The organism is Pirellula sp. SH-Sr6A (assembly GCF_001610875.1).
GTDB lineage: Bacteria > Planctomycetota > Planctomycetia > Pirellulales > Pirellulaceae > JBKCUI01.
Genome location: NZ_CP011272.1, coordinates 5,390,840 through 5,415,120, shown reverse-complemented (window position 1 = coordinate 5,415,120; position 24,281 = coordinate 5,390,840). Strand labels below are relative to the sequence as shown.

The 24,281-nt window shown below is 53.1% G+C and carries 14 protein-coding genes; 5 read left to right on the top strand and 9 right to left on the bottom strand.

Going from position 1 to position 24,281, the window contains the following annotated elements:
- Positions 1-19: 19 nt before the first annotated feature.
- From VN12_RS21065 to VN12_RS21035, 8 genes are read right to left on the bottom strand one after another with little or no spacing between them, the layout of a single operon-like run.
- Positions 20-1,675 carry a sulfite reductase subunit alpha gene (locus VN12_RS21065; RefSeq protein WP_146678648.1) on the bottom strand — a complete coding sequence of 552 codons (1,656 nt, stop codon included), beginning with the start codon at positions 1,673-1,675 and terminating at the stop codon, positions 20-22.
- A 1-nt stretch (position 1,676) separates the two neighbouring features.
- On the bottom strand, positions 1,677-3,494 hold the full coding sequence (locus VN12_RS21060) for a NirA family protein (RefSeq protein WP_146678647.1): 1,818 nt from the start codon (positions 3,492-3,494) through the stop codon (positions 1,677-1,679).
- Complete coding sequence (locus VN12_RS21055; protein ID WP_146678646.1) at positions 3,491-5,773, bottom strand: molybdopterin oxidoreductase family protein; 2,283 nt, start codon at positions 5,771-5,773, stop codon at positions 3,491-3,493. Before VN12_RS21055 ends, VN12_RS21060 begins: the two co-directional genes overlap by 4 nt.
- Complete coding sequence (locus VN12_RS21050) at positions 5,770-7,377, bottom strand: 4Fe-4S dicluster domain-containing protein (protein ID WP_146678645.1); 1,608 nt, start codon at positions 7,375-7,377, stop codon at positions 5,770-5,772. The genes VN12_RS21055 and VN12_RS21050 overlap by 4 nt, the downstream gene beginning before the upstream one ends.
- Before the next feature lie 9 nt (positions 7,378-7,386).
- The gene (locus VN12_RS26265; RefSeq protein WP_205855109.1) at positions 7,387-8,175 is read right to left on the bottom strand and encodes an ABC transporter ATP-binding protein; all 789 of its coding nucleotides are present in this window, start codon (positions 8,173-8,175) and stop codon (positions 7,387-7,389) included.
- A 15-nt stretch (positions 8,176-8,190) separates the two neighbouring features.
- Positions 8,191-9,027, bottom strand: coding sequence for an ABC transporter ATP-binding protein (locus tag VN12_RS26260; protein WP_205855108.1), 837 nt, complete (start codon positions 9,025-9,027; stop codon positions 8,191-8,193).
- On the bottom strand, positions 9,014-10,054 hold the full coding sequence (locus VN12_RS21040; protein ID WP_146678644.1) for an ABC transporter permease: 1,041 nt from the start codon (positions 10,052-10,054) through the stop codon (positions 9,014-9,016). Before VN12_RS21040 ends, VN12_RS26260 begins: the two co-directional genes overlap by 14 nt.
- A gap of 24 nt (positions 10,055-10,078) precedes the next feature.
- Positions 10,079-11,356: a CmpA/NrtA family ABC transporter substrate-binding protein gene (locus VN12_RS21035; RefSeq protein WP_146678643.1), complete on the bottom strand. Its 1,278-nt coding sequence runs from the start codon at positions 11,354-11,356 to the stop codon at positions 10,079-10,081.
- Between the two features lie 569 nt (positions 11,357-11,925).
- Here VN12_RS21035 and VN12_RS21030 point away from each other — a divergent pair.
- The 3 genes from VN12_RS21030 to VN12_RS21020 all read left to right on the top strand — a co-directional run bounded on the left by VN12_RS21030 (position 11,926) and on the right by VN12_RS21020 (position 17,466).
- Positions 11,926-13,509: an alginate export family protein gene (locus tag VN12_RS21030; protein ID WP_146678642.1), complete on the top strand. Its 1,584-nt coding sequence runs from the start codon at positions 11,926-11,928 to the stop codon at positions 13,507-13,509.
- 214 nt (positions 13,510-13,723) lie between these two features.
- Positions 13,724-15,223 (top strand): sigma-54-dependent transcriptional regulator, encoded by a 1,500-nt coding sequence (locus tag VN12_RS21025; RefSeq protein WP_256388107.1) that lies wholly within the window; start codon positions 13,724-13,726, stop codon positions 15,221-15,223.
- Positions 15,223-17,466, top strand: coding sequence for an ATP-binding protein (locus VN12_RS21020; RefSeq protein WP_240491451.1), 2,244 nt, complete (start codon positions 15,223-15,225; stop codon positions 17,464-17,466). The genes VN12_RS21025 and VN12_RS21020 overlap by 1 nt, the downstream gene beginning before the upstream one ends.
- A 74-nt stretch (positions 17,467-17,540) precedes the next feature.
- Here VN12_RS21020 and VN12_RS21015 read toward each other — a convergent pair whose 3' ends face one another.
- Positions 17,541-17,897 carry an RNA recognition motif domain-containing protein gene (locus tag VN12_RS21015; RefSeq protein ID WP_146678639.1) on the bottom strand — a complete coding sequence of 119 codons (357 nt, stop codon included), beginning with the start codon at positions 17,895-17,897 and terminating at the stop codon, positions 17,541-17,543.
- 496 nt (positions 17,898-18,393) lie between these two features.
- On the opposite strand from VN12_RS21015, the gene VN12_RS21010 reads away from it, so the two are divergent.
- On the top strand, positions 18,394-22,494 hold the full coding sequence (locus tag VN12_RS21010; RefSeq protein ID WP_146678638.1) for a cytochrome d ubiquinol oxidase subunit II: 4,101 nt from the start codon (positions 18,394-18,396) through the stop codon (positions 22,492-22,494).
- Positions 22,495-22,546: 52 nt separating this feature from the next.
- Positions 22,547-24,232 carry a potassium channel family protein gene (locus VN12_RS21005; protein ID WP_146678637.1) on the top strand — a complete coding sequence of 562 codons (1,686 nt, stop codon included), beginning with the start codon at positions 22,547-22,549 and terminating at the stop codon, positions 24,230-24,232.
- The last annotated feature ends 49 nt before the right edge of the window (positions 24,233-24,281 follow it).

The following is a 24,281-nucleotide window of genomic DNA, read 5'->3' as shown; positions in this document are numbered from 1 at the left end:
CCTTCGCGCGACGTTCTCCTCAGTAAACATCCCGGACATAACGTCCGGATTCTTTCAATTTTTTCAAGTAAGATTGCGCTTGAGTTGGTGTCAGTTTCCCATGCAATGCGATGACTTCTAACAACGTATTTTCGACATCGAGCGCCATCCGCCGCGCATCTCCGCAAACGAAAAAATAAGCCCCGGACTCAAGCCATTCGAACAGCTCTGCACCATTCTCTTTTATGCGATGTTGAACATAGATTTTCTCGGCAGTGTCGCGACTAAAGGCGAGATCAAGGCGAGAAAGCACGTTGTTCTCCTCCCACCTCGACAATTGTTCGCGATAAAGAAAATCGTTCTCTCGCGTCTGATCACCGAAGAAAAGCCAATTCTTTCCTAACGCTTGATCTACTTCCCGTTGCTGTAGGAAGGCGATAAAAGGTGCGATGCCGGTACCCGGTCCAACCATGATCATCGGCGCCTTAGGATCCAATGGGATCGTGAAGCCATGGGACTTATGAACAAAAATCTTCACATGACTACCGGGCATCAATCGGTCGGCAAGCATTGTCGATGCGACACCTTTCCTCGTCCGATCTCGGATCATGCTCTCCACTCGACTTACTGTCAAATGGACTTCGCGAGGGTAACGAGACTGGCTGCTCGCAATGGAATAAAGTCGCGGCGCGATGGGTTGCAGGCAATCGATGACGATTTGAGGAGTCCATGGTATGGACGGGAATAACTCCATGAACTCGACACAATCCAGATCATCGAATTGATCCGATTCGGAAAAGGCCTGAAGCTCCGCAACGATATTTGCATCCGCACGAACCTGCCCATTCCTTTTGGGTCGTTCCTTAATCAGTGTCACGGCCGCTTCAACAATCTCCATCGGTATTGTTCGCAGGCAACGGTGTTGCAGTTCGTCCTTCAAACCAACGCATTTCCCGTTCACGACAGCGTTTGCATCTAGGGCCAATCGCGACGCGATCAGAAATCGATCGACGAGTTCGGTACAGTTGGTCGGATAAACTCCCAGAGCATCCCCTACTTGGTATCGAAGCCCCGAATCAGGCAAATGAATCACCACATGCCGAGTGTCCTTCAACGAGCCGCGTCCGTTTAATCGATCGGAGGAGATCAACTCAGCGGATACAGGATTGGCGCGCGTTCCCATTTCTTGTTCCGCGTTAGCGTCCACATGGGGGCCGGAGTTGCGAGCCCCCGACGTAGCCAGGTTTGACGCGGGAGCCGAAGATTCCTTGACCAGTTTCCGCAGCATCTTTGCCGTCGCCGCGCCGCCGGGCGAGCAGAGTGTCAAATTTTTCTCGCTGCCGTTCGCGATCGCCTCTGCGTACGACTTGCAAAGGTATCCGCATGACCCGCAGTTCAATTGGGCCATCGCCGCCATCAGCTTTCGTTCGGTCGGTTGCTCCTGCGCCAATCGCATTCGTTCCGTGATCGAAAGCGACGAGTCGTGCCATGGATAGGACGACACAGACTCCGAAGAGTTGGTGGGAGACGGATTCTGCTCTTTCGCCTCGATCGCGGTCCCCGTCGAGTGCTGCACTTCGGATCCACCCGGCAGTTTAGGATCCAACCCTCCCAATACACCGGATAAAAATCCATTGAGCCAAGCTCGTTGCTCTGCGGAAAAGGGAGCGGAATCGGGTACAAGCTGCAAATTCATCTCAGTTCATCACTCCCGTTCGTTGTTCCGATAGCAGGGATAGCCAATCTGCCGTTTTTGAGAAGTCTGCGAAGGATTCCACGCCATTTCGATGTTCGAGATACAACCGGAGGATCCGTTCGACAGCGGCGGGTACCCCATTCTCGGGCACAGACTCTAAGACCTTGGTTGCGATCGCATGATCGAATCCTGTACGCCCTCCCAAAAGAATGTGATACCCATCGATCACTTCGTCTCCCCACTCGACTTTCGTGGCGATCAACCCAATATCACCGATGGCGTGTTGAGCGCAACTGTGGTGACAGCCGGTGAAATGGATGTTGACCGGCTGATCCAGTTCGATTCGATCTTCGAGATACGTCGCCAGCTCCTGGGCGTTTCGCTTGGTGTCTGCTCCTGCATATTTGCACCCTGCACTTCCGGTGCACGCCACCAGTCCCGCCCGCACACTGTTTCGTTCCCATTCCAATCCCAACGCGGAGATCTCCTCTAGGACTCGAGGAACATCCTCAGTAGGAATATGAGGAAGGATGATGTTCTGCCACACCGTTAGCCGAAGCGTTCCATTCCCAAACGTGCCGGCAATTGCCGCTAGGCCACGGCATTGCGTACTGGTCAATCGACCGACGGGGCAGATGACTCCGACATAGCACCGATCGAGTTGTTTTTGACGATGGACATCGACGTGTGCCCAGCGATCCACATTCTCGGTCGCAACATAGTCCCTCGGTTCGACCCGTCGAATGGGCGCCTTGTATTCTTTCTCGACTTCGTTCAGAAACTTCTCGAATCCCCAGTCGTCGAGAAGATATTTGAGACGCGCTTTCTTGCGGTCGGTCCGATCACCATTTCGAATGAAGACTCGAAGGATTGCCTCGCAAAGAGGTACACATTCGGAAGGAGCAGCGAGAACACCAGTCGATCTCGCGAAATCCCCGTGTCCAGTAATACCTCCCAGACCAAGTAAAAAGTAGATACCTTTTGGAATACTTCGGACTTCGCGCTCTACCCGAACGGCTTGCCAGCTCACATCATTCGTCTCAGCAAGACAGCTGATTTGTCCACCTCCATCGAACGCGATATTGAATTTGCGAGGCAACCCATAGAGCTCTGGCTTGTGGAGAATGTGGTAATGCAATTCCTTTGCGAGCGGCAAGGTCTCGATGAGTTCGGTCGAATCGATGCCACTAAGCGTACTGCAAGTCACATTTCGAACATTGTCGGCCCCTGCACCCGTCGTCACAATTCCGAGATCTCGCAAACCGGAAAGAACGTCCATCGCGCGTCCAGCGGGTATTTCTCGCAGTTGCAGATTGGCACGCGTCGTCACATCCACAAATCCACCAGCGCAATCGTCCGCTAGCTCGGCCACTCCTCGGAGCTGCTCCGCTCGCAAGACTCCCCCAGGAAGCCGCATCCGACACATATAAGAGTCTTGAGCGGGTGCAACATAAAAGAGTCCACAAAATTTGGTCAAGAAGAGGTCGGTCCCTTTTGGAAATTCCCCCGACGCGGACCGACGTCCGATTTCTTCCCACATTCCAAGCCCGTTTTTCTCGCGTTTGGCCTTTTCCTCCGTAACAAGTTGCTTCCCCGAAGCTTCGAAACGTTGCTGCGCTTCCAGGTGCATAGCAGAAAGATGACTTGTCGACGGCCCAACCTTGCCCCCCACTTGCAGCACCGTGGACAAGAGTTCTTTGCTCCCCAGCGAGCCGCTTAAAACAGGCAACTGCCGAATCGTGCGAGCCACATCGGTCCCGAGGACTAGCCCTTGTAGATAAGCCTGCTGCTCTTTCGTAAAGGTCTCTGGTGCGTTCATGGTTCTCCTCTTCGTTCTCTTCTGCGTTCTCTTCTGCGTTCTCTTTTGGGCGTCTTCGGTTCTTGGACGATCCGTACAATCGAGTTTTTGAAAGATGGCTGGCGGGAATAGGGATCGATGTGTTGCAGCGTCAGATGATTGGTTTGATGGTCGTGCATCGGCATAAATACTTGCCCTACCTGCAAAGTGGACACAACAAATGCTTGCACCCGAGCTTTTCCACGAGGGCTTTCAACCAATACCCAATCCCTTGTGCGAATCCCCAATCGGAGTGCATCCTCCGGATGAATCTCAATGTAGGGATCGCTCGGATACAGAGCTCTTAATACCGGGCTTTTCGACGTTCGAGTTTGCGTATGCCATTGGCTCACTGTCCCTCGCCCCGTAAGCAGAAGAAACGGAAACTCTTGGTTCGGAGTTTCTGGCATATCGCGAGGCGACTCAAACAGGAACTTCGCCTTGCCGTCTGGATGGAAGAATTTCCCATCGGCGAACAATCGCCGCTCTTGGGATGGCTCACGATCAGCGCCAATGGAATTTTGATCCAGCGATGACCAAGGCCATTGAATGCCACCTACGGCATCGAGCTGTTCATAGCTTTGAATGCCTGTCATGTCGTTAGGCATTCCTTCGCTGATAATCTTCAGTGACTCAAAAACGTCGGCGGGGCTTTTCCACTTCGCGAACAAAGAGTCGCATCCCCATTCCTGTGCAATCAGACGAAAAATGGAGAAATCCGAAAGGGCTTGGCCAGGCGATTTCGCAATGCGCTTCATGGTCCCAATTCGGCGTTCGCTGTTGATGAAGGTTCCTTCTTTTTCTCCCCAAGCTGCTGCGGGCAGAATTAAATCGGCTTGCTGCGCTGTCTCTGTGGTCGTGTACATGTCTTGAACGACGAGAAAATCAAGCTTCTCTAGAAGTCGCTTCGCCCGCATGCTATCGGTCCAAGAGTGAGCGGTGTTGGTAGCGATCACCCAGAGAGCTTTTACCCTTCCGGTATCGATACCATCCATGATTTGGTCATAGGCCCAGCCTGAATCCGTCGGAATTTTTTCCTCAGGAATCTGCAACCGTTGCGAGATCTTTTGCCGGTGTTCCGCGCTGGAGAAATCGTGGTGCCCGATCAAACTGCTAGTATTGCTGAACAGTCGTGACCCCATCGCATTGCACTGACCTGTAATGCTATTGGCACCGGTGCCCGGTCGACCGATGTTGCCAGTCATTAATGCGAGGTTGATGATGGCCTGTGCCGTGCGAACTCCTTGATAGGACTGGTTCACTCCCATTGTCCACCAGAACGAGACACGCTTGGAAGCCGATAAGTGGTCGGCGATTCGATGCAATTGCTCCGTGGAAAGTCCCGTCTCCTGCGCCGTGCGGTCCAGTGTGTATTCGGCAATGAACTCTCGAAGCGCTTCAAAACCGACGGTGCTTTGATGGACGAACTGCCAGTCGACGGCTCCGCGTCGATCGACTTCTCTCGCCAGCCCATACAGCAAGACCAAATCGCTTTTCGGTTTGGCTTGCACATGCTCGGTCGCGGCCATCGCGGTTTCGGTTTTGCGAGGATCCACGACGATGATCGTTGGGTTTCGTCGATTCCTTAGCACCCGCTGCCAAAGTATGGGATGGGCAACGCAGGGATTTGCGCCGACGAACATCAAGACATCGGATTGCTCGAAATCTTCATACGTGAATGGTGGAGAGTCGAATCCAAAACTCTGCTTGTAGGCCACCGCTGCGGTCGCCATGCACTGGCGTGTATTCCCATCACCATGTTTGATTCCCATTCCAAATTTCGCGAGACAACCGAGAAAGGCCATTTCTTCCGTCGGTATTTGGCCCGTGCTTAGAAATGCGACCGAGTCCTCGCCATACCTTTGCTGAATCCCCTTGATACGTCGACAAAAATGAGAAACCGCTTCCAACCATGGGATCTCTCTCACCGTGTTCGTGTTCCGATCTCGCAGCAAGGGAACTGTCGCACGATCGGCTGCATCGAGAACCCGAATCGCTTCCCACCCTTTGGTACAAGCCATCCCGCGATTCACCGGGTAATCCGCGCGAGGGGTCACGTTCACGGGTTTCCCATCGACGAGGTGGACTTGAAGCCCACATCCTGTGGAGCAATAGCCACATACCGAATTGGCGGTTGCATCCGGTACTTTTGCAATTGGCAGAACCCCAAGTCCTCGGTGGGTTTCAATCTGTTTAAGCTGATCGGTGAGCGGTCCCGTCTTCGCGATCAGTTTGGGTGCATTCGAAAGCCATGGGATCATGTTGCAGCCCCCGGCATTCGTTGAAATACACACGATGCAAAATAAATCCATCGATGAACGGCATGAAAGGCGATCGCTCCTAGAAGTGCAATCTCATTTCTTTCCATGAAGATGGCTATCAGCGTGATGAAACTCAAATTGAGGAGCCACCCAACCTGTGGCATCAATTCCTGTCTCATCAATCTCCCGCTACGCGCTGACACATCCTGTCCAGAAGTGTCATGAACATGGTCGCCTCGCCATAAATCGATGCATTTGGGGATGGTGGCAAGCATCGAAAACGCCCAGGCCCCCCACATCCAACCGTAGGGCAACACAGCGATCGATCCGTAGCCCAGGCATCCCAATCCGAGGATGGTCCAAGCCATGTCCCAAATCGTTCGCGACCAGCTCCACACCCGCCTTCCGGTCGCGATATAGATCATGGCGGAACAGTAAGCCCCAATCCACCCCAGTATCCCGGTCGCGTACGTTCCAGGAGTCACCAGGAGGCCTACTCCTTGGAACCCCAAAGCCGATAGTGTCATAACAACCGACGTGGTAACGGACGAGGCCATGAATGCGCCCAGACCAATCGCCTCACGGCTCAGCCAGCTGGTTCGCCAACCCAAAAACACTCGATAGGCATAAAGCGGACGTCCCAAATGAAATAGGGCCGCGTGAACACCGACTACTCCTAGAAAGGTCGCCAACCAAGCGAGCGCGATGGTGACTGGGCCTGAAGGAGAGCTAATGCACAAACAAGACCAAACTCCAACACTGGCTTGGGACAACGTCAACATGGCGACCAAAGGCCAGTGGCCATCCTGCACTGATTCCGTAGCGGATTCGAGCGACTGAAGTCCCCAGTTCGAAGTGTTCGATTGGAGCAGAGCCGATCGGCGAGCGGTCTTAAATTGGGTTGTTGGCTGCGTAGGGAGACTGGCGGGCGCGGTAGCAACGAGAGCTTCCTCACGGGAGGCCGGTCGACATTGCTCGCGGGTCACGACCGAGATTCGAATGGCCGCGTTCGGGCACGCTTGAACGCATGCGGGTGCTGCACCCATCGATAGCCTTTGAGAGCACATATCGCATTTGCGTACAATTCCGAGTCTCTTGCTGTATTGCGGTACTTCGTACGGGCACATCATCGTGCAGTACTTGCATCCGAAACACTGATCGTCGAGATGTTTGACGATTCCGGTTCTTTCGTCTTTTTCATACGCTTTGACAGGACAGCCCTTGAGACATCCGGGATCGACGCAGTGATGGCAAGCGGTTGTTACATGTTGCACCACGGGCAGATCGGCCTTTGTGCTCGTGATCGTACCCACTTTGCGCCACGTCTCGCCCTCGTCGAGGTCATTCAAGTTATGGCAGGCAACGACGCAGGCTTTGCAGCCGCTGCAGGCGTCTAAATCCACTTCGAACGCGTATTGCTCTCCAGCTTCTGGTACCGTCATCGGGACGAACGCCCGGTAGACCTCTTGATGCAAGTCCGCTTGCTCATGCCAGTAAGAAAACGAATCCACCGCACTCATGGTGCGTTGATCATTCAGCAAATCCTCGAGACGAAGATATCGCGGAGCGAATTGGGTTCGGATTCGATCTTCGATGACAGACATCGCGTCTTCCTATGCCGCTTTCGCAGTGGGGTGTTCAAGGAACTCGATGACATGTGCGCGATGTGCGAGGAAGTCCCCGCTCTCCAAGACCGTATCGCGATGTCGAGGGCGAGGTAAGGTTACGGTCGCGATGTCGCCGATCGTCGCATCGGGACCATTGGTCATCATGACAATTCGGTCGCTCAGCAGTACCGCCTCGTCTACGTCATGTGTAACCATCATGGTGGTAATCTGATACCGGCTCCAAACATCGAGCAACACATCCTGAAGCTCGAACCGTGTAAGTGAATCGAGCATCCCAAAAGGCTCGTCGAGCAACAGCATCTTCGGCTTCAGCGCGAAAGCGCGCGCGATTCCGACTCGTTGTTGCATTCCTTGCGAAAGCTCTGTGGGTTTCTTTCGCAAGGATGCGGAAAGCCCAACTCGCTTCAACCATTCGGCTGCGATCTCCGCAAGTTCCGATCGCCGTTTGCTCGGTTCGACTTGCTCCAGCCCCAGAGTCACATTTTCCAGTGCTGTTAGCCACGGCAGTAAATGGGGCGATTGGAAAACGACTGCTCGATCCGGACCTGCATCATGCACCTCGCGGTGATCGAGCACGATTCCACCGCCGTTGAGTTGGTGCAGACCTGCGATCATCGAAAGCACAGTACTTTTACCGCAACCGCTATGTCCGATGATGGAAACAAATTCCCCCTCACGCATGTTGAGCGTAAAGTCACGAACGGCGACGAATGGCCCGTGATCGGTCTTGAATTCTTTGCGTAGTCGCCAGCACTCGAGATAGTTTTTTTGCATAATCGCTGAAGGATCTCATCCTATGGAGACGGTGGAAGCCAATGGCATATCGTTCTCTCCAGATTCCTCGTAGGATCGTTGGCGAGCAGACATGAGTTCGGTAACGATCGCCTTCTTCAGTTTCTTAAAGGATGGATGATGCGCAATGGAGTCTCTGGATCTTGGACGAGGTATATCGACAAAGAAGGAGTCCCCCAAAGTGGCACCACGAGGATTTGGTAAGAGAGGAATTACACGATCCGACATCAAAAGAGCTTCATCCACGTCATTGGTGATCAAGACAACCGTTCGACGTTCGCGATCCCAAATACTTAAAATCTCCGTCTGGAGTTTTGCTCGGGTTAATGCGTCGAGCGCGGAAAGCGGCTCATCCATGAGGAGCGCTTCGGGTTGCATCGCAAGCGTTCTAGCTAACGAGACGCGTTGCTTCATCCCTCCGGACAATTCGCCTGGCTTCTTATGGATCGCGTGCGAGAGATTGACCATGGATATATATCTTTCGCAATGGGCTCGTTGCCTGGTTTGAGGCCATTCCGGAAAGACTTGCTGCACAGCGAAGAGGACGTTCTCGATAACGCTAAGCCAAGGTAACAGAGAGTAGTTTTGAAATATCACCCCTCGCTCGGGCCCAGGCCGATTGATGGCAACGCCTCGCCATTTCACTTCCCCGTGATCTGCGATTCGCAATCCAGCTAACAGAGAAAGGAGCGTCGTCTTGCCCGTTCCGGAGTATCCAACAATGGATACGAATTCACCCTCTTCGACGTGTAAATCGACGTCCCTCAAAACCTCGCTTCTCTGCGGGCCTCGGCCGTACCCTTTGAATACTCCTTTGAGTTCAAGCAGTGGCATCGGAATTCTCCTGGCTTAAGACCACGGCAACCGCATGCGCTCCGAGTGAACTGGATGCGATGGAACGCGTCGATCGCGGTTGAAGTCGCAGGCCTTGCATCGCACGAAAAACGATCGATGGGCAGCTTAATAGGAATGTGGCATTCTTCTCGATCACTGTCATAAACCGATCGAGAACAAATCCAACGAATCCGATCAAGATGACGGCGGCGATCATGGGACCGTAAGTACTCGATTGGTACTGTATGTTGACGAATGCTCCGATTCCGTTCTTTCCCGAGAGCATTTCGGCAGCCACAATAACCAGCCATGCAATTCCTAGGCTGAGCCGGAATCCCGTAAACATGTAGGGCAAAGTGGCTGGTAGCAGGATTCGCGAAAAGAGCTTGAGCGGCGATAAGCGAAGTACCTTCGCTACGTTGAGATAATCCTGAGGCACTGCGCGTACCCCCACAGCCGTATTCAAGATCGTTGGCCAAATGGAACACATTGCGATAGTAACAACACACTGCAATTGCGTGGCATCGACCTCTTCGTTGTATCGGCGGATGGCGACAACCAATAGCCCAGCCAATGGAAACCAGGCTAACGGTGAGATGGGTCGAAGAATCTGAAAGATGGGATCAAACATCTTTGCGAAACCTTGGCTACCTCCCAATAGAAAGCCGATTGGTATAGCGGCGAGGATGGCAACGCAGTACCCCATCCCGACGAGCTTGAGCGACCTCCAAACTTCCAATCCTAGTCCATCAAACCCTTCGTCTTCATTACGGGAAAAAGGATAGGAAGCGAGGTGCATCATGCGAGCTCCAAATCCCATCTCCTCGGAGTATGTGGCCGGAGGTGCGATCCAATACTTCGAGCTCTCCTCCCAGGTCGTCATGGGAGACGGAAAGTCGCTTTGACCAGCCGCTTCATCCCATGTGACCCAAGAGAGGAAACACCAAAACAACAAACAGATGCCTACTCCTACCGACGGTAAGAAGATGTTGTCTGCAATAAACTTTTGAATCTTGAATGGTTTCATCGGTACGTGGAAGCCTTTCGAGGGCTAACCCTTCATGTTGTGGATGGAAAAGGCAGATGCGTAGGCCTCCATGTCACCCTGAGGATCGAACGCGATAGAATCCATCAAGGTCCAAGGTCGATCGTCTTTCCCAAGGTGCTTGTATCCGATCTCTTGCATCGCTTCTTCGTATAACCCAGGCACCATGACTCGCTCGGCGACTGCATCGTAGCTCGAGGGGGCTTCGATCATTCCCCAGCGTCTCAATTGTGCGAGCCACCACTTCGCATAAGAAGTCTGCGGGTAATTGCAGTTGCGAGAACTAAAGATCATGTAATCGGGATCGTTTTTTACCCTGCCATCTCCATAGTCCATGCTCCCCGTCAAACGTCCTAGAATTTGATCCTTACTGCATTTGATGTAAGAGTCCTTGGCGACAATGGCACACTGCTCGGGGCGATTCGTGAGATCATCGAGCCACACACTTGCTTCGTGAAGCGCTTTCAACACAGCCTTCACGGTTTTGGGATGTTTGGTTGCAAACTCTTCCGTGAACGCGCAAACCTTTTCAGGATGATCCTTCCAGATTTCTTGTGTTGCGATCGACGTAAAACCTACCTTCTCCGCGATGGCACGCGCGTTCCAGGGTTCGCCAACACAGAAGCCATCCATGGTTCCAATCTTCATGTTCTGAACCATCTGGGGCGGTGGGATGACAATCATTTCGACATCTTTGTCCGGGTGAACTCCACCGGCAGCGAGATAGTATCGAAGCCACATGGCATGCGTCCCGGTGGGGAATGTCATCGCGAATGTCGGTCTCTTCCCCTTCTTCTTCGCTTCGTCTACTAGCGGCTTCAGCGATTTGGGGTCGCCGGCAACCTTTCCCTTCCAGCTTTGTTTCAACGTAATAGCTTGGCCGTTTCGATTGAGAATCCAAGGTGCAACCATTGGTACTGCCTTGGATCCCGAACCGCCGATGGTGCTCGCGATTGGCATTCCTAAAAGCATGTGAGTGCAATCGATATCGCCTTTGATCAAGGAATCGCGAACGGCTGCCCAGTTTGCAGGTTTCACGGGCTCCGATGCGAGCCCGTACTTTTTGAACATGCCCTTCTCGTGCGCGATGGCAAAGGGAGAGCAGTCGGTTAAGGCAATAAAACCGAACTTGATCTTTGATTTCTCAGGTGAATCGCTGGCGTAGATCGCTGGTGTGAAGGAAGGAAAAGTAGCAACGGTGGCCGAAGCCGTTGCGACAATCGCTCCCTTGAGCAACTGGCGACGGCAAGGTCTTCGGGGGGCTCGATCAACTTCAACAACCATGATGTCTCTTTGGAAACGGGAACATGCTTCGGTTCACGTGGATCGGGAGAGCTCACCACTTCATGTTGCCTTACATACGCAGTTGGAATGCCAGTCGAAGGCCGCTTTCTCGCGTACAAGACCATCGGACTCTATTAGCAACCGAACGCTAGCCATTGACGATGCGGGTATGGCCGCCAGATCGCCATTGGGACGAATCAAGAATTCCAGAGATTCTCGCGAGGAAGGGTCGTGCTATCTTTCTAAGCATCGATTTCATCACACTGCAACGAAATGAAACGCAGACCTTCGGGGCAATGTGATCACGACGAAGCCATCTGTGGCCAGAGAATGATCGCTGGGCTCCCTCCTAACACTCGCGTGGCATCCACATAGGATAGTAGGTCTGGCAAACTGTGCCGACAAACGATTTCTTCTTTAGCTTGAATCAGTTGGGTGCCGATGGCTGCCTCCGACCCTCGGCGGCAAAAGGACGGTCAACAACGAGAAAACGAACTTGGCACTCAGGATTGCCTGGGGGACGAGTCCGAATGGACGATGGATGATCGAATCGAAAAGGATTTCGACGAATGCGATGGTATTTCTATTTGCCGACCGCCGGCCTCTGTGTCGCCTCTGCACTGCTCACGAGTTCCCTCTCGATGGGAGCCCCACAGGAAACGGTACTACACAGCACCGAACCTGAAGTTGGCAATCGCGAAGTCGATGGGCAGCCAGAGGCCCTCGGTTCAGCCGAGTCGCTCGAAACAGCTCCAACTCCCGTTGACGCGAATCCGGGGAAAGCGGACGCAGACAAGAAAAAGAAAGAGGCTCTCAAAAAGAAAGTCAGTACGGCTTACAAGGATCCGTTTTACCTCAATGATTTCAGTTACCTAAACGATCCCAACTACAAAGGGAGCCAGCTCGGTGAAGGACTGAAGGGGATCGAACTAGGGGACCAAGGTCGTTTGGATATCGGTGGACAGTACCGGCTCCGACATCATTCGGAACGGAACATGCGAAATGTGAATACGAGCCCTGGAACTGCGCTCGGTGGATTGACGGGGCGAGACGACGACTTCTTGCTGGAACGCACAAGGCTCTATTCGGACTACAGAATCAATGAACGCTTCCGCGTCTACGCCGAGTTCCTACATGCCAAAAGCCATTTCGAAGATTTCGCTCCTCGCATCATTGAGGAGAACGAGTTTGACATCCAGAACTTGTTTGGCGACGCCGTTCTCGTTGATTCAGAGCTGGGGAAGCTTTCTGGACGATACGGTCGTCAAGAATTGCTCTTTGGAGCGCAAAGACTGCTGTCGCCGCTTGATTGGGCCAACACGCGTCGTACGTTTGAAGGGGGACGGTTGACTTGGTCCAACGATCATCGCACGACAGATCTGCTTTTGATGAGACCCGCCACGGTTCGCCCCAATGATTTCGACACTCCTAACCAAGACCAAGCGCTTTGGGGTGTTTACAATTCGAGCAAAGTCGTCGAGAACGGGACTATCGATACATATTATCTCGGGTTTGAGAACAGTGCGACCGACTTGCATGTCCACACACTCGGCTCCCTCATCAAAGGGGAATCCAACGGACTTCTTTGGGATCACGAACTAGGCTATCAACTTGGTCGAAATCCAGATGGGTCCAGCATCTCCGAATTCTCGATCACATTGGGATTAGGCGGCAAGTCAACGGCGAGCATGACGCCAACTCTATGGTTCTACTATGATTGGGCCAGCGGAGACGATGACATCAACCAAGGCTGGAACCATCTGTTCCCATTGGGACACCGATACAATGGCTTTATGGATCTGTTCGGTCGGCGCAATCTCCATGACATCAATTCCTTGTTGACCTTGAACCCCACCGAAAAATTCACCGCACTCGTCTGGTATCACTATCTGTTCTTAGAAAACGGTAACCAAGGGCCTTATGGGCTCAACATGGCTTCGTTCAATCCCGGTGGGACCGTGGGTGATCGCGAACTGGGTCACGAAATCGACCTGATGGGGACGTACAAACTGAACCCACGAAGTGATTTGGTTTTGGGGTTCTCGCACTTCTTCGCAGGAAAGTATTACGAGACGAGCACTCGATCCGATGGCTCTGCGTTGTTCAGCCAAGATGCGAACTTTTTCTATACGCAGTGGAATTACAACTTTTAGGGCCTAGGGACTCGACTTTCCGACGGCCAGGATCGGGGGTGAAACGGTTTCCTCGTTCCAAGATTTGCGCCGGTTGAGTGAGGAAGTTTCGCCTCTGCAAAGGTATACTGATCCCGTTGCGTCTTTTTCCGAAGCAAAACGCCTCTCCCGTTTTGCCCGCGAGCCGAGGGGCTGCCACCTCTGAGCTTGCATCGTTGCATCTTCTCTAAAGCGAGTGATTTTGATTTTGGTCGGAGAAGCCAGAGTTTTAGTCATTGATGATGACCCCAGCATGGTTCCCCTAGTCGAAGGACTTTTGCCCAAGGGGGTGAGCATCATCGGTGCACGCACGCTTCAGAAGGGGAAAAGCCTCGCTGCGGATCATCGTTTCGATGTTATTCTTCTCGATCAACTGCTTCCGGATGGCGCGGGATTGGAATGCATCGAGGCTCTCCTTTCAAACGATCGACTTCGGCCCATATTGTTTGTCACGGCTCAATCCGATGCGAGTACCGCCATCGAAGCCACGAGAAAGGGAGCTTTCGACTATCTACCGAAGCCGCTCGACTTTTCCTTTCTCCAGCAACGCCTCTTGGAAGCGCTCGAGTATCGAGAGTTGATGCGAACCCCCGTCGTACTCGATGACCCCATGAATCCGTCCCAAGAAATTTTGGTGGGACGATGCCGATTGATGCAGGAGGTGTACAAGTCCATCGGTCGATTGGCAGCGATTCGAAACGCCGTTCTGATTGAAGGGGAACCCGGGACAGGAAAGGAACTCGTCGCGAGAACCATTCATCAATACGGCGAATTTCGATCGTTTCCGATCGAGAAACACATGGCGAACGATATCGATTCGCTGATCGCAGAGCTCTCGAATCCCAAGCCAATCGATCATAAGGAAGGACAGCATCGGACCATTCTCGTCGAGGATATCGAGCATCTCTCCCTCGCAAACCAATCTCGCATCTTGCAATTGCTTCGCGACGAGACAGAGTCATCGCCTAGGCGCACGAGGTGGTTTTTTACGACTTCCACATCAACTCGCCATCTGCTCGACAGAGGTGTGCTCCGTAGCGACTTTTTTTATCTATTGAGTTCGACACTCATCGCCCTTCCTCCCCTCCGAAGGAGAGATGGCGATCTCGAGCTGCTGGTTTCCCATTTCCTACAGAAGGCGTCCCAAATTCGATCGACGCAGGATGGCCATACGCCCAGGGTCAGCCCCGAAGCAATGCATTTGCTACGTGAATACTCGTGGCCCGGAAATGTGGCCGAACTAAAGAGTGTTTTAGATCGTGTTTTGCTCGAGTCCAGAGGAGTTATCCAAGCGAACGATGCGCTACGAGGTCTGCTCAGCGATCTTCGAACGAATGACACTCCGTCGCATGCGAAGGACAGACATGGATTGGAATCACCGAATTCCGACTCCGCCGCCAGTGCGAGCAACACTCCTCTCAAGTCCTTTGACCTACTGGCCTATGCGAAAGAGCAACTAAAGGACCGACAAGTATCTTCTCTGTATGACCTTTGCATCGAAAAACTGGAATTGACCTTGCTGCCCTTGGTATTGCACCACACATCGGGAAACAGAGCTGCCGCAGCTCGCATTCTGGGTATGACGCGAACTAGTCTTCGGAAGAAGATGCTGACGCTTGGTTTGATAGCTGACGAATCCATGGATGATCCGGAGGCAGGACCAGAGGCTACGAGCGAAAGCGGAGCTGGCGTGTGATGGAGACGAATTCGCTTTTTTCGAAAGCGCCAATCGCTCGCTTACGAGTCTTGTACATCATCGCTCTTTCGCTGATTGCTTGCCTCTCCATTGCCGGACAATGGCTTATTCAAAGGACATTGGAATCCATCGAACAGGATGCGAGAATTGTCAACGTGGCGGGTAGGCAGCGTATGCTTTCCCAACGCATTTCTCGAACGATCCTCGAACTTTCAACACTGGAAACGTTGCGAACGGATAACGGCGATGCCTCCATAAAGCTGCATACGCTTCGCGAAGACATAGGGCTATGGATCGACAGCCATCGGCTGCTCCGAGGTCGATCTGGTGACTATCCGAATCAAATCTTAGAGACTCATCGCATCGAAGAAGCGTTCGCCGGTATCGAGTCGGACTTTGAACTTATTCGCTCAGCGGGCCAATCCCTGCTAGAAAACGAATCGAACACGCTGGCGATTCCAGAGATGATCCAAGCCAGCGACCGGTTCTTGCTGGGGATGGATCAAATCGTCGGACTTTACGAAATGGAAGCACGCGATCGAGTTAGCCGTCTTGAATCGACGGAGAGAGCGCTGCTATGGATCACGCTTGGGGTGCTCCTCTTCGAAGGGATCTTTATCTTTACGCCTGCGATACGTTCGCTGGTTCGATCCTTTGATCGGGTGGAGAAAACACACTCCGAAATGGTAGCAGCCAAAAAAGCTGCGGAGATCGCAAACCAAGCCAAGAGTGACTTTCTCGCGCGCGTCAGCCATGAACTTCGGACTCCCCTCCACGCCATCTTAGGAACGCTCGGGTTGATCAAGAAATCAACTCTAAGCGATATCGATGTGCGAAGGATGCGAATGGCGAGTCAGGCAACCCGCCATCTCAACCAGTTGGTTAGCGACTTGCTAGACGTTTCGACACTCGATTCCCGGAAAGCCATTCGCGTTCGAAGAAAGAAGGTGAGATCCTCTCGTTTCCTCCAAATGGTCTCGGGGCTCCTGGTGCCAGCCGCGGAGCAAAAGGGATTGGAGTTTCACAGCCATACCCAGCCGTCGTTTCCCGATTGGCTCGTATTGGATCCGATTCGTACCCAACAGATCATTTTGAACCTTTTGCAGAACGCGATTCGCTATACCGAGCGTGGATTTGTGAAATTGGAGTTTGCGTTTGAGCCTGAGGATCGCGGCGAGGATCAAGGGGATCGACGGCGGGGCAACCTAAGGATACGTGTCTCGGATTCGGGAATCGGGATCTCCGTAGAGCATCAACGACGGATCTTCGACGCGTTCGAAATCATTGAACAACCGAAGGTTCGCGGCGACTCACTCCGATCGACGGGAGAACTGGGGACACGGCTTGGCTTGGGGCTGAGCGTGGTCGAGTCGCTTGTGAACGCGATGGACGGTGCGATCCAACTGGAAAGCGAGCTAGGGAAAGGAACGACCGTTTGCGTTTCCCTACCGACGATGGCGTTGTGGGAAGTAGCTGCGGCTCCGAAAAAACCGATCGCCCGTGAATCTACGAAGTCGCGACGCAGGAGATACGATCGCAAGGAGTTACGTCCGATGGCATTTGTCGTCGATGATTGTCGTGCGAATCGACTACTGTTGCGATCTTATCTTCAACGACTTGGGTACCAGACCCGGGTATTCGCCACAGGCACGGCTCTGATCCAAGCCCTGCAAAACGATACTCCGTGTTGGCTTTTTCTAGACTGGGAATTGCCAGACATTGCAGGTCTGGACTTGCTCACAGCTTTGAGTCGAATTGAGAAGAGGATCGATACCGTTGTGATCACAGCGGATTCGCTCGCGGCACCTTTTGTCCTCGAGCATCCATATGAGGTAAAAGATTGTTTTGCCAAGCCGATCGATTTCCATGCTTTTCGAATGCGTCTGTCCAAATTAGTTGGCCCTAGCCCAGACGAATGTTCCATCCGACAGCCAGGATCCGAGTCCATTCCGTCGGGAGACAGTTGGCTTGCTTTGGAAAAGCAACTCCAGCACTTGGTTTTGGAGCAGAGCGTAATCGATTGCAAAGAGTTGCGAAGATCGATCGAAGAGAATCGGCTCGACTGCATTCGTATGATTGCGCACCGGTTACAAGGGAGTGCCGGAAACGCAAGGCTACATCATATCGCATCGCTCATGGTCTCATTGGAGAAAGCTGCGATCGACGAAGATATTCCGCATTGCAAACAACTTATTGACGAGTTCGGATCGAATCTGCCGCTCAACGACTCGATGCACCAATAAAAAAAGCCAGCTCTATGACTAGAGCCGGCCTTTGATTGTTTATGTCATTTCTCGCTGTGGCGAGAGATGCAGTCTTAGTAGCGGGAACCGCGCGATTGGTAATCTCGCTTGCCGCCGCCGCCACCACCGTAACCATTGTCACGGCCGCCGCCGCCTCCGCCGTATCCACCGCCGGATGGACGGCTTTCACGTTCGCGAGCTTCGTTGCAGGAGATTTCGCGATCGCCGAGGGTCGTTTGGTTGAGGCCTTGGATGGCTGCTCGCGCTTCTTGGGAATTGCTCATTTCCACGAAGCCGAAGCCACGGGATCGACCGGTTTCGCGGTCGGTGATGATGCTAACCTTGGTCACATCGCCGTACTGAGAGAACGCATCACGCAGTTCGCTCTCGGTAGCACGAAATGAAAGATTTCCAACATAAATATTCGTCATAACACTACTCCTATCCAATCCACACATCCATCATCAATCAAGAAAGCAGGCAAACTGAACGGGTAGAAAAACCAAGTCAGAAAACCCAATCCGTACGACAACGCGAGCAAATCAGAAAATCAAAAACGGTTGCAAGTTCGTCGCCCCGAACAACCCGTTCGGATCACACACACAAACTGCAAAAAAACTCCAACTAACAGAAAACCGAATCCTCGAAGAAGTGAAGCCGCCACAAAGGGCTTTGGGTTCGTCTTGAGAAGAAGTTGGATCAACTGAAAATCAGACACCTGAAGTGTGCCCCTTTCGTCGGCTAAAGTCAATCGAAAAAGTGAAAGGAATTTGAGAAGCGGGAAGAATTCAGAGGAAATCTTCCCCCACTTTTCTATGCGATTTTTCCATGGGGTGCGCAGAGCCAACGGAGTCCCGATTTGGAAATTACAATAAAGGCTCCCTTCGAGTCCCGCGCAGTACCTCTTCTTTACAGCGAGTTTGTCGCATGCTTCAAAACGCACCCCATCCACGTGGGAAACTTGGGTTCTCGTCGTTGACTCTGTTCCTATGGATTTTCTCGCTTTGGGTCCCTCATGTCGATGCGCAAACCACCGACATTCCCCCCGCGCTCCAGGACTGGAAAGCATGGGTTCTGTGGGATGCAAGCCAAAAGGTTGCGCCTCCTACTTTCGATATTCCTCAAACTCGCATCCATTCTTGGTCTTCTAGCTTGAACCTCGAAGTTCTCGCCGACAGAGCCACCTGGCAGATGGAGGTCGTGGTTTTCGTGGACACTTGGGTTTCTCTCCCGGGGGACTCGCAGAATTGGCCCCAAAATGTGGCGTCCAATGGTGTTCCGATTGCCGTGCTAGCAAATCAGGAGCATCCTGCGGTGCAGCTCGAGCCGGGTACTTATCAACTGAACGGGGAATTCCGCTGGAGTGCGATTCCACAAAAGATCTCCTTGCCCTCATCGATTGGAATCGTTGCGTTGATCCGGGAGGGTGCTCCTATCGCCATCCCCAATTGGGACGCAGCCGGAACACTCTGGCTGAACCGGCAGCCGAATGAGCAAGCCGTACAAGATCTGCTCTCGACCAACGTCTATCGATTGATCCGAGACGGGATTCCTCTTTGGTTAACTACGCAGGTGGAGCTTTCGGTGTCAGGACGCAGTCGCGAAGAAAACCTTGGATGCATTCTGCCTGACGGTTGGCAATTGTCTTCTATCGAAGCTCCGATCCCCGTCGCGATCGACGACCAGGGTGAGATGAAAGTTCAAGTTCGGCCCGGCAAATGGATCATCGAGATCTCGGCATATCGCAAAAGCGACCTCCGAGAGTTCCGCTACGCGGAAGGCAAACGGCCAGCCGTTCCCCAAGAACTGATCGGGTTCCAAGCGAATCCTAGCTTCCGAGTCGCTGAGCTTGAAGGTCTTCAGCCCATCGATGTCCAAAAAACCACCTATCCCGAAGCTTGGAGATCCTGGCAGGTCTATCAGTGGCAGACCCAAACAGCATTCCAATTGAGCGAAAAGATGCGTGGAATGGGAATGCAAAAGCCGAAGGGACTCGCGATCACAAGGCATTTCTGGTTGGATGACGATGGAAGTGGAATCACGTTTCAAGATCGACTGCGAGGGGAACTGCAACAATCATGGCGACTCGATGTATCCGAATCGCATCAATTGGGAATGGTGCGACTCAACGGGGAACGACAACTGATTACATCCAATCCGATCAACGGCCAGCAAGGAGTTGAAATTCGAAGTCGGAATCCAGACTTGGAGGCCTTGGGTAGAATCGATCGCTCGACTTCCCTTCCAGCGACGGGGTGGATCGCCGATGTCGATTCGTTGCGCGTTACTCTGTCGCTTCCTCCTGGCTGGCGCATGTTTGCCGTCTTTGGAGCAGATAGGGTCGAAGGCGATTGGCTCACTGCTTGGAGTCTGCTCGATCTTTTTCTTGTACTGGTCTTTGCTCTCGCTGTTTATCGACTCTGGGGGATCCCCGCGGGAATTCTCGCACTGATTGCATTTGGAATCTCGTATCACGAACCAGGGTCACCCCGCTGGACCTGGTTGTTTCTTTTGCTTCCTGTCGCCCTGCTCCGCGTGGTGAACGATGGCGCAGGAAAGCGATGGTTGGAAGCTTGGAGGCTTCTCGCCTTAGGTCTTATATTGCTGAATCTCGTTCCGTTTTTGTCTCGAGAGATCCAGTTGGTCCTCTACCCTCAATTGGAACCTGTAGGCATTCCCTACTCGGAGAGACCCATGTTCCCAACTCTCGAGAAGGGCTACATGCAATCGGCGAGCGTTGCAGAGAGCCTGCGTGAAGATTCCCCGCCTGCTCTCGAGTCCCAAAGGTCATCTCCCTCCTCCGTGAAGTCCAATGCGAGCAAGCAAGAAGCAGCGCAAGCGGCCAACTTGGCATTCGATCCTTCCTCAAGGATGCAAACCGGTCCTGCCAAACCCGATTGGCTGGGCACTTGGATCGTTTGTCGTTGGGATGGTCCGGTAACAGGAGAGCAGCGACTTTACCCGGTCTACATTCCCCTTACGCTACACCGAATTCTCGCGGTCCTTCGATGTTGTTTGCTCGTACTCCTAGCGGCGACGCTACTTCGCTCCCGTACGAAAAAGCGCTGGAGCATTCCTACCCAAGTGATTCAGCCAACGACTTCTTCGGTGATTCTATTTGTTTTTCTTTCTAACGCTTCGTTTTGTTTTGGGCAGTTACCCGATCAAGTCATGCTCGACCAGCTGCGGCAACGACTACTGCAGTCCCCAAATCCAATACCGAACACCACCACGATCGCTCAGCTAGACGTTCGCATTGAAGAAGCCGAAATAGAGATGTCCCTGGAGGTCCATGCAGCGCACCAAGTTGCCATACCGATTCCCGGAAAGCTGTCGATTTGGTCTCCCGCGATGGTGCGAATCGAGGAATTCGGGGAAGCAAACCTAGCGAGGCCTTCATCAACGCCACCTGTTTGCCGCCGAGACGATGGGCACTTGTGGGTCGTTGTGCCGGCCGGAGTGCACCGAATTCAAGTGAAGGGCTATCTCGCCGTTGCCAATGACTGGGAGATGGGTTTCATTCTTCCGCCGAAGCGGGTGAGCATCTCGGCACCGCAGTGGCAGGTGACGGGAGTGAATGGACACGGGATTCCTGAAAGCCAACTCTTCTTTACGCGAGTGGAGAAATCTGGATCGGAAGAAGCGAAGTACGATCAGCGAGTGTATCGTCCGATTGTTTTGGTCGAACGAAGGCTGGAACTCGGGCTTGTCTGGAAGGTGCACAACAAGGTCACCCGGTTATCGTCCACTGGAAAAGCCATTGCGTTGCGAATTCCGTTGATACCAGGTGAACGAGTCATGAGCTCGATTGCCGATGCCGATTCCAAGCTGGTTCCAGTGAATCTGACGGCCGACCAATCGGAATTCGCCTGGGAAAGCGAATTGGAGCCCACACCATCTCTGGTGCTGGAGGCCTTCGATTCGAGCGTGGACGGCCTGAACGCGTTGGCGTCCGGTGACTATGTGGAACGATGGGTCTTGATCAGTTCCCCTATCTGGAACATTGCCTCCACGGGATTGACTCCCATTTACGAAGAATCTGCAGGCGATTTGATACCCACTTGGCAAGCTTGGCCAGGTGAGAAGGTAACATTGGACATTCGTCGTCCCCAGGCAGTGGCTGGCGAAAGCGTCACGGTAAAGCGTGTCGCACGAACGATTTCCCTGGGTGCACGTCAACGCAAGACAAACTTGACGGTCGACGTCGTGAGCAGCATCGGCGGAGATTTCGTCCTTCAAATTGAACCGGAAGCCGAGATCGGATCTCTCACCCTCGACAAACGAAAACAGCCTGTTCGACGGATCGATGGCCAATTGATGGTGAACCTGCAACCCGGGGAACAGCAAATCGAGTTGAGCTGGGAAACGAACCAACCCCTTGCAACCTGGACCAACATCGAATCGGTCCAATTGCCGGTGATGAGCGCCAACGTGACCACGCTCGTAGAAGTTCCATCGAACCGTTGGATCCTTTGGACCGATGGACCTCTGCGCGGTCCTGCGGTCCGCATGTGGATCTATCTTTCGACGGCATTGTTACTCGCTATTGTCCTAGGCAGTCTGTCCACTTCACCTCTCACGCGATTCGAATGGATCATGCTCGCGTTGGGACTCACGCAGTTGCATGCCATAGCGGGAATCATCGTGGTCGGCTGGCTGTTGTGGCTTGGCTGGCGCCAGCGAACAGACCCAAGTTCATTTCGTGCTTGGCAGTTCAATCTGCTTCAAATCCTGCTGGTTGCTATGACGTTTATCGTCTTTGGAATCCTTATTGTCGTCGTAGGAAAAGGTCTTTTGGGAAGCCCCGAGATGTTCATCGTAGGAAACGGCTCCTATGGTCATTTCCTCAACTGGTACGCTCCAAAAGCCTTGGGCGAACTGCCTCGACCGTCCATTGTTTCGGTTTCCATTTGGTATTACCGATTGGCCATGCTGCTTTGGGCCCTTTGGCTCGCGTCGGCTTTGGTTCGGTGGTTGCTATTGGGTTGGAAATCGTTCAGTAGCGGAGGACGGTGGCGTACCCGATGACGCATTTTTCGAACATAAGAAACGTCTCTCGCCAAACGGGTAGGATGCCTTCATGAAATCGATTGCACTTGCATTGAAGATGCTCGCAACTCCGTCTCGGAGGCGGAATTTCTTGGCGCTTGGGAAACTCCTGGTCGCCTTCGTGCTGATGGTCTTCGTCTTCACGGTGGCGTTCCATTGGCTGATGGAGATGGAGGGACAAGAGCATTCATGGATGACAGGGGTGTACTGGGTACTGGTTGTGATGTCGACGCTAGGATTCGGCGATATTACCTTCCATTCCGATTTAGGCCGGCTATTTTCTGTAATAGTGCTTTTGTCCGGATCGGTGTTCATGCTGATCCTGCTACCCTTCATGTTCATTCAGTTCTTTTACGTTCCGTGGCTCGACGCGCAAGCCTCCGCGCGGGCCCCACGTGAACTCCCTCGAAACGCATCGGGGCACGTAATTCTCACCGGTCTTAGTTCGGTGGAACGCTCTTTGATTCGCATGTTGGAACGAGAGAAATGGCGCTACGTGCTCCTGGTATCGGATCTCGCCGAAGCGTTGCGTCTCCACGACGAAGGCTTCTCCGTCATGCTGGGGGAAATCGATGACCCCAACACTTATTTAAAAGCCCGGGCTGAGAATGCGGCCATGGTCGTCGCGGCCCAACGGGACACGACCAACACCAACATTGCATTTACCGTCCGAGAAATCTCATCGGCCGTGACGATCGTCTCCGTCGCTTCCTTTCAAGCATCCGTCGACATCTTGAACCTCGCAGGTTGCAATCAAGTGTTGCAACTGGGAGAGATGCTAGGTCAATCCTTTGCGCGTCGCGTTTTCGGAAGGGATGCGCGAAGCTTGGTGATCGGAGAGTTCGGCAAGCTGTTGATTGCCGAAGCTGCGGCTGCTGGAACACCGATGGTAGGCCGAACCCTCAAGGAAATTCGATTGACCGATTACGCAAAAATCAGCGTGGTGGGGGTCTGGAATCGAGGTCATTTCGCCATCGCGGGTCCCGATACACTCATTGAATCGAGCACCATCCTATTGCTCGCAGGAACGCGTGAAGAACTGGACGAATACGATAGTCTTTTTTGTGTCTATCGATCTAATAGTGCATTCACCATCATCCTCGGGGCGGGACGCGTGGGACGAGCAACCGGCAAGGAATTGGAGACCCGCGGTCTTGACTACCGTATTGTTGACCGAAATGCGGAAAGGATCCGCGATCCGGAACACTACGTGCTGGGAGATGCAGCGGAATTAGAAGTGCTCGAACAAGCTGGAATCATGAAGTGCTCTTCGGTGGTGATCACGACTCACGATGATGACGTGAATATTTACCTCGCAATCTACTGTCGACGCTTGCGACCCGATATCCAAATCCTGGCTCGAGCCAACCAAGACCGAAACGTTTCCACCTTGCATCGTGCAGGTGCCGATTTTGTTTTGTCCTACGCATCGAGCGGTGCAAGCTGCATGTTCAATATTCTCAAGTGCGGAAATTCCGTTTTGCTTGCAGAAGGACTCGACGTATTCAAAGGGCCTGTCCCTAAAAGCATGGTGGGACATACCCTCTCCGAATCTCGCTTTAGACAGACGACGGGGTGCAATGTCGTCGCGATCGAAACGAACGGGGAGTTCAATGCAAAACCCTCTCCCGATTCGCTCCTCGCGGAGGACTCACAGCTCGTCATCGTAGGAGACGCCGAAGCGGGACGCCGCTTCTTTGAAACCGTGAATTCGTAAACTCTGTCACCTACAGGCGATTGGCACCGTGGATCAGCGGTGAGGTACT

Excerpts from the sequence above, each read along its gene's own strand:
- VN12_RS21060 (WP_146678647.1), bottom strand. The coding sequence starts at position 3,494 with ATGAACGCACCAGAGACCTTTACGAAAGAGCAGCAGGCTTATCTACAA.
- VN12_RS21015 (WP_146678639.1), bottom strand. The coding sequence starts at position 17,897 with ATGACGAATATTTATGTTGGAAATCTTTCATTTCGTGCTACCGAGAGC.
- VN12_RS26265 (WP_205855109.1), bottom strand. The coding sequence starts at position 8,175 with ATGCAAAAAAACTATCTCGAGTGCTGGCGACTACGCAAAGAATTCAAG.
- VN12_RS26260 (WP_205855108.1), bottom strand. The coding sequence starts at position 9,027 with ATGCCACTGCTTGAACTCAAAGGAGTATTCAAAGGGTACGGCCGAGGC.
- VN12_RS21035 (WP_146678643.1), bottom strand. The coding sequence starts at position 11,356 with ATGGTTGTTGAAGTTGATCGAGCCCCCCGAAGACCTTGCCGTCGCCAG.
- VN12_RS21040 (WP_146678644.1), bottom strand. The coding sequence starts at position 10,054 with ATGAAACCATTCAAGATTCAAAAGTTTATTGCAGACAACATCTTCTTA.
- VN12_RS21065 (WP_146678648.1), bottom strand. The coding sequence starts at position 1,675 with ATGAATTTGCAGCTTGTACCCGATTCCGCTCCCTTTTCCGCAGAGCAA.
- VN12_RS21020 (WP_240491451.1), top strand. The coding sequence starts at position 15,223 with ATGGAGACGAATTCGCTTTTTTCGAAAGCGCCAATCGCTCGCTTACGA.
- VN12_RS21010 (WP_146678638.1), top strand. The coding sequence starts at position 18,394 with ATGCTTCAAAACGCACCCCATCCACGTGGGAAACTTGGGTTCTCGTCG.
- VN12_RS21030 (WP_146678642.1), top strand. The coding sequence starts at position 11,926 with ATGCGATGGTATTTCTATTTGCCGACCGCCGGCCTCTGTGTCGCCTCT.
- VN12_RS21055 (WP_146678646.1), bottom strand. The coding sequence starts at position 5,773 with ATGATCCCATGGCTTTCGAATGCACCCAAACTGATCGCGAAGACGGGA.
- VN12_RS21050 (WP_146678645.1), bottom strand. The coding sequence starts at position 7,377 with ATGTCTGTCATCGAAGATCGAATCCGAACCCAATTCGCTCCGCGATAT.
- VN12_RS21005 (WP_146678637.1), top strand. The coding sequence starts at position 22,547 with ATGAAATCGATTGCACTTGCATTGAAGATGCTCGCAACTCCGTCTCGG.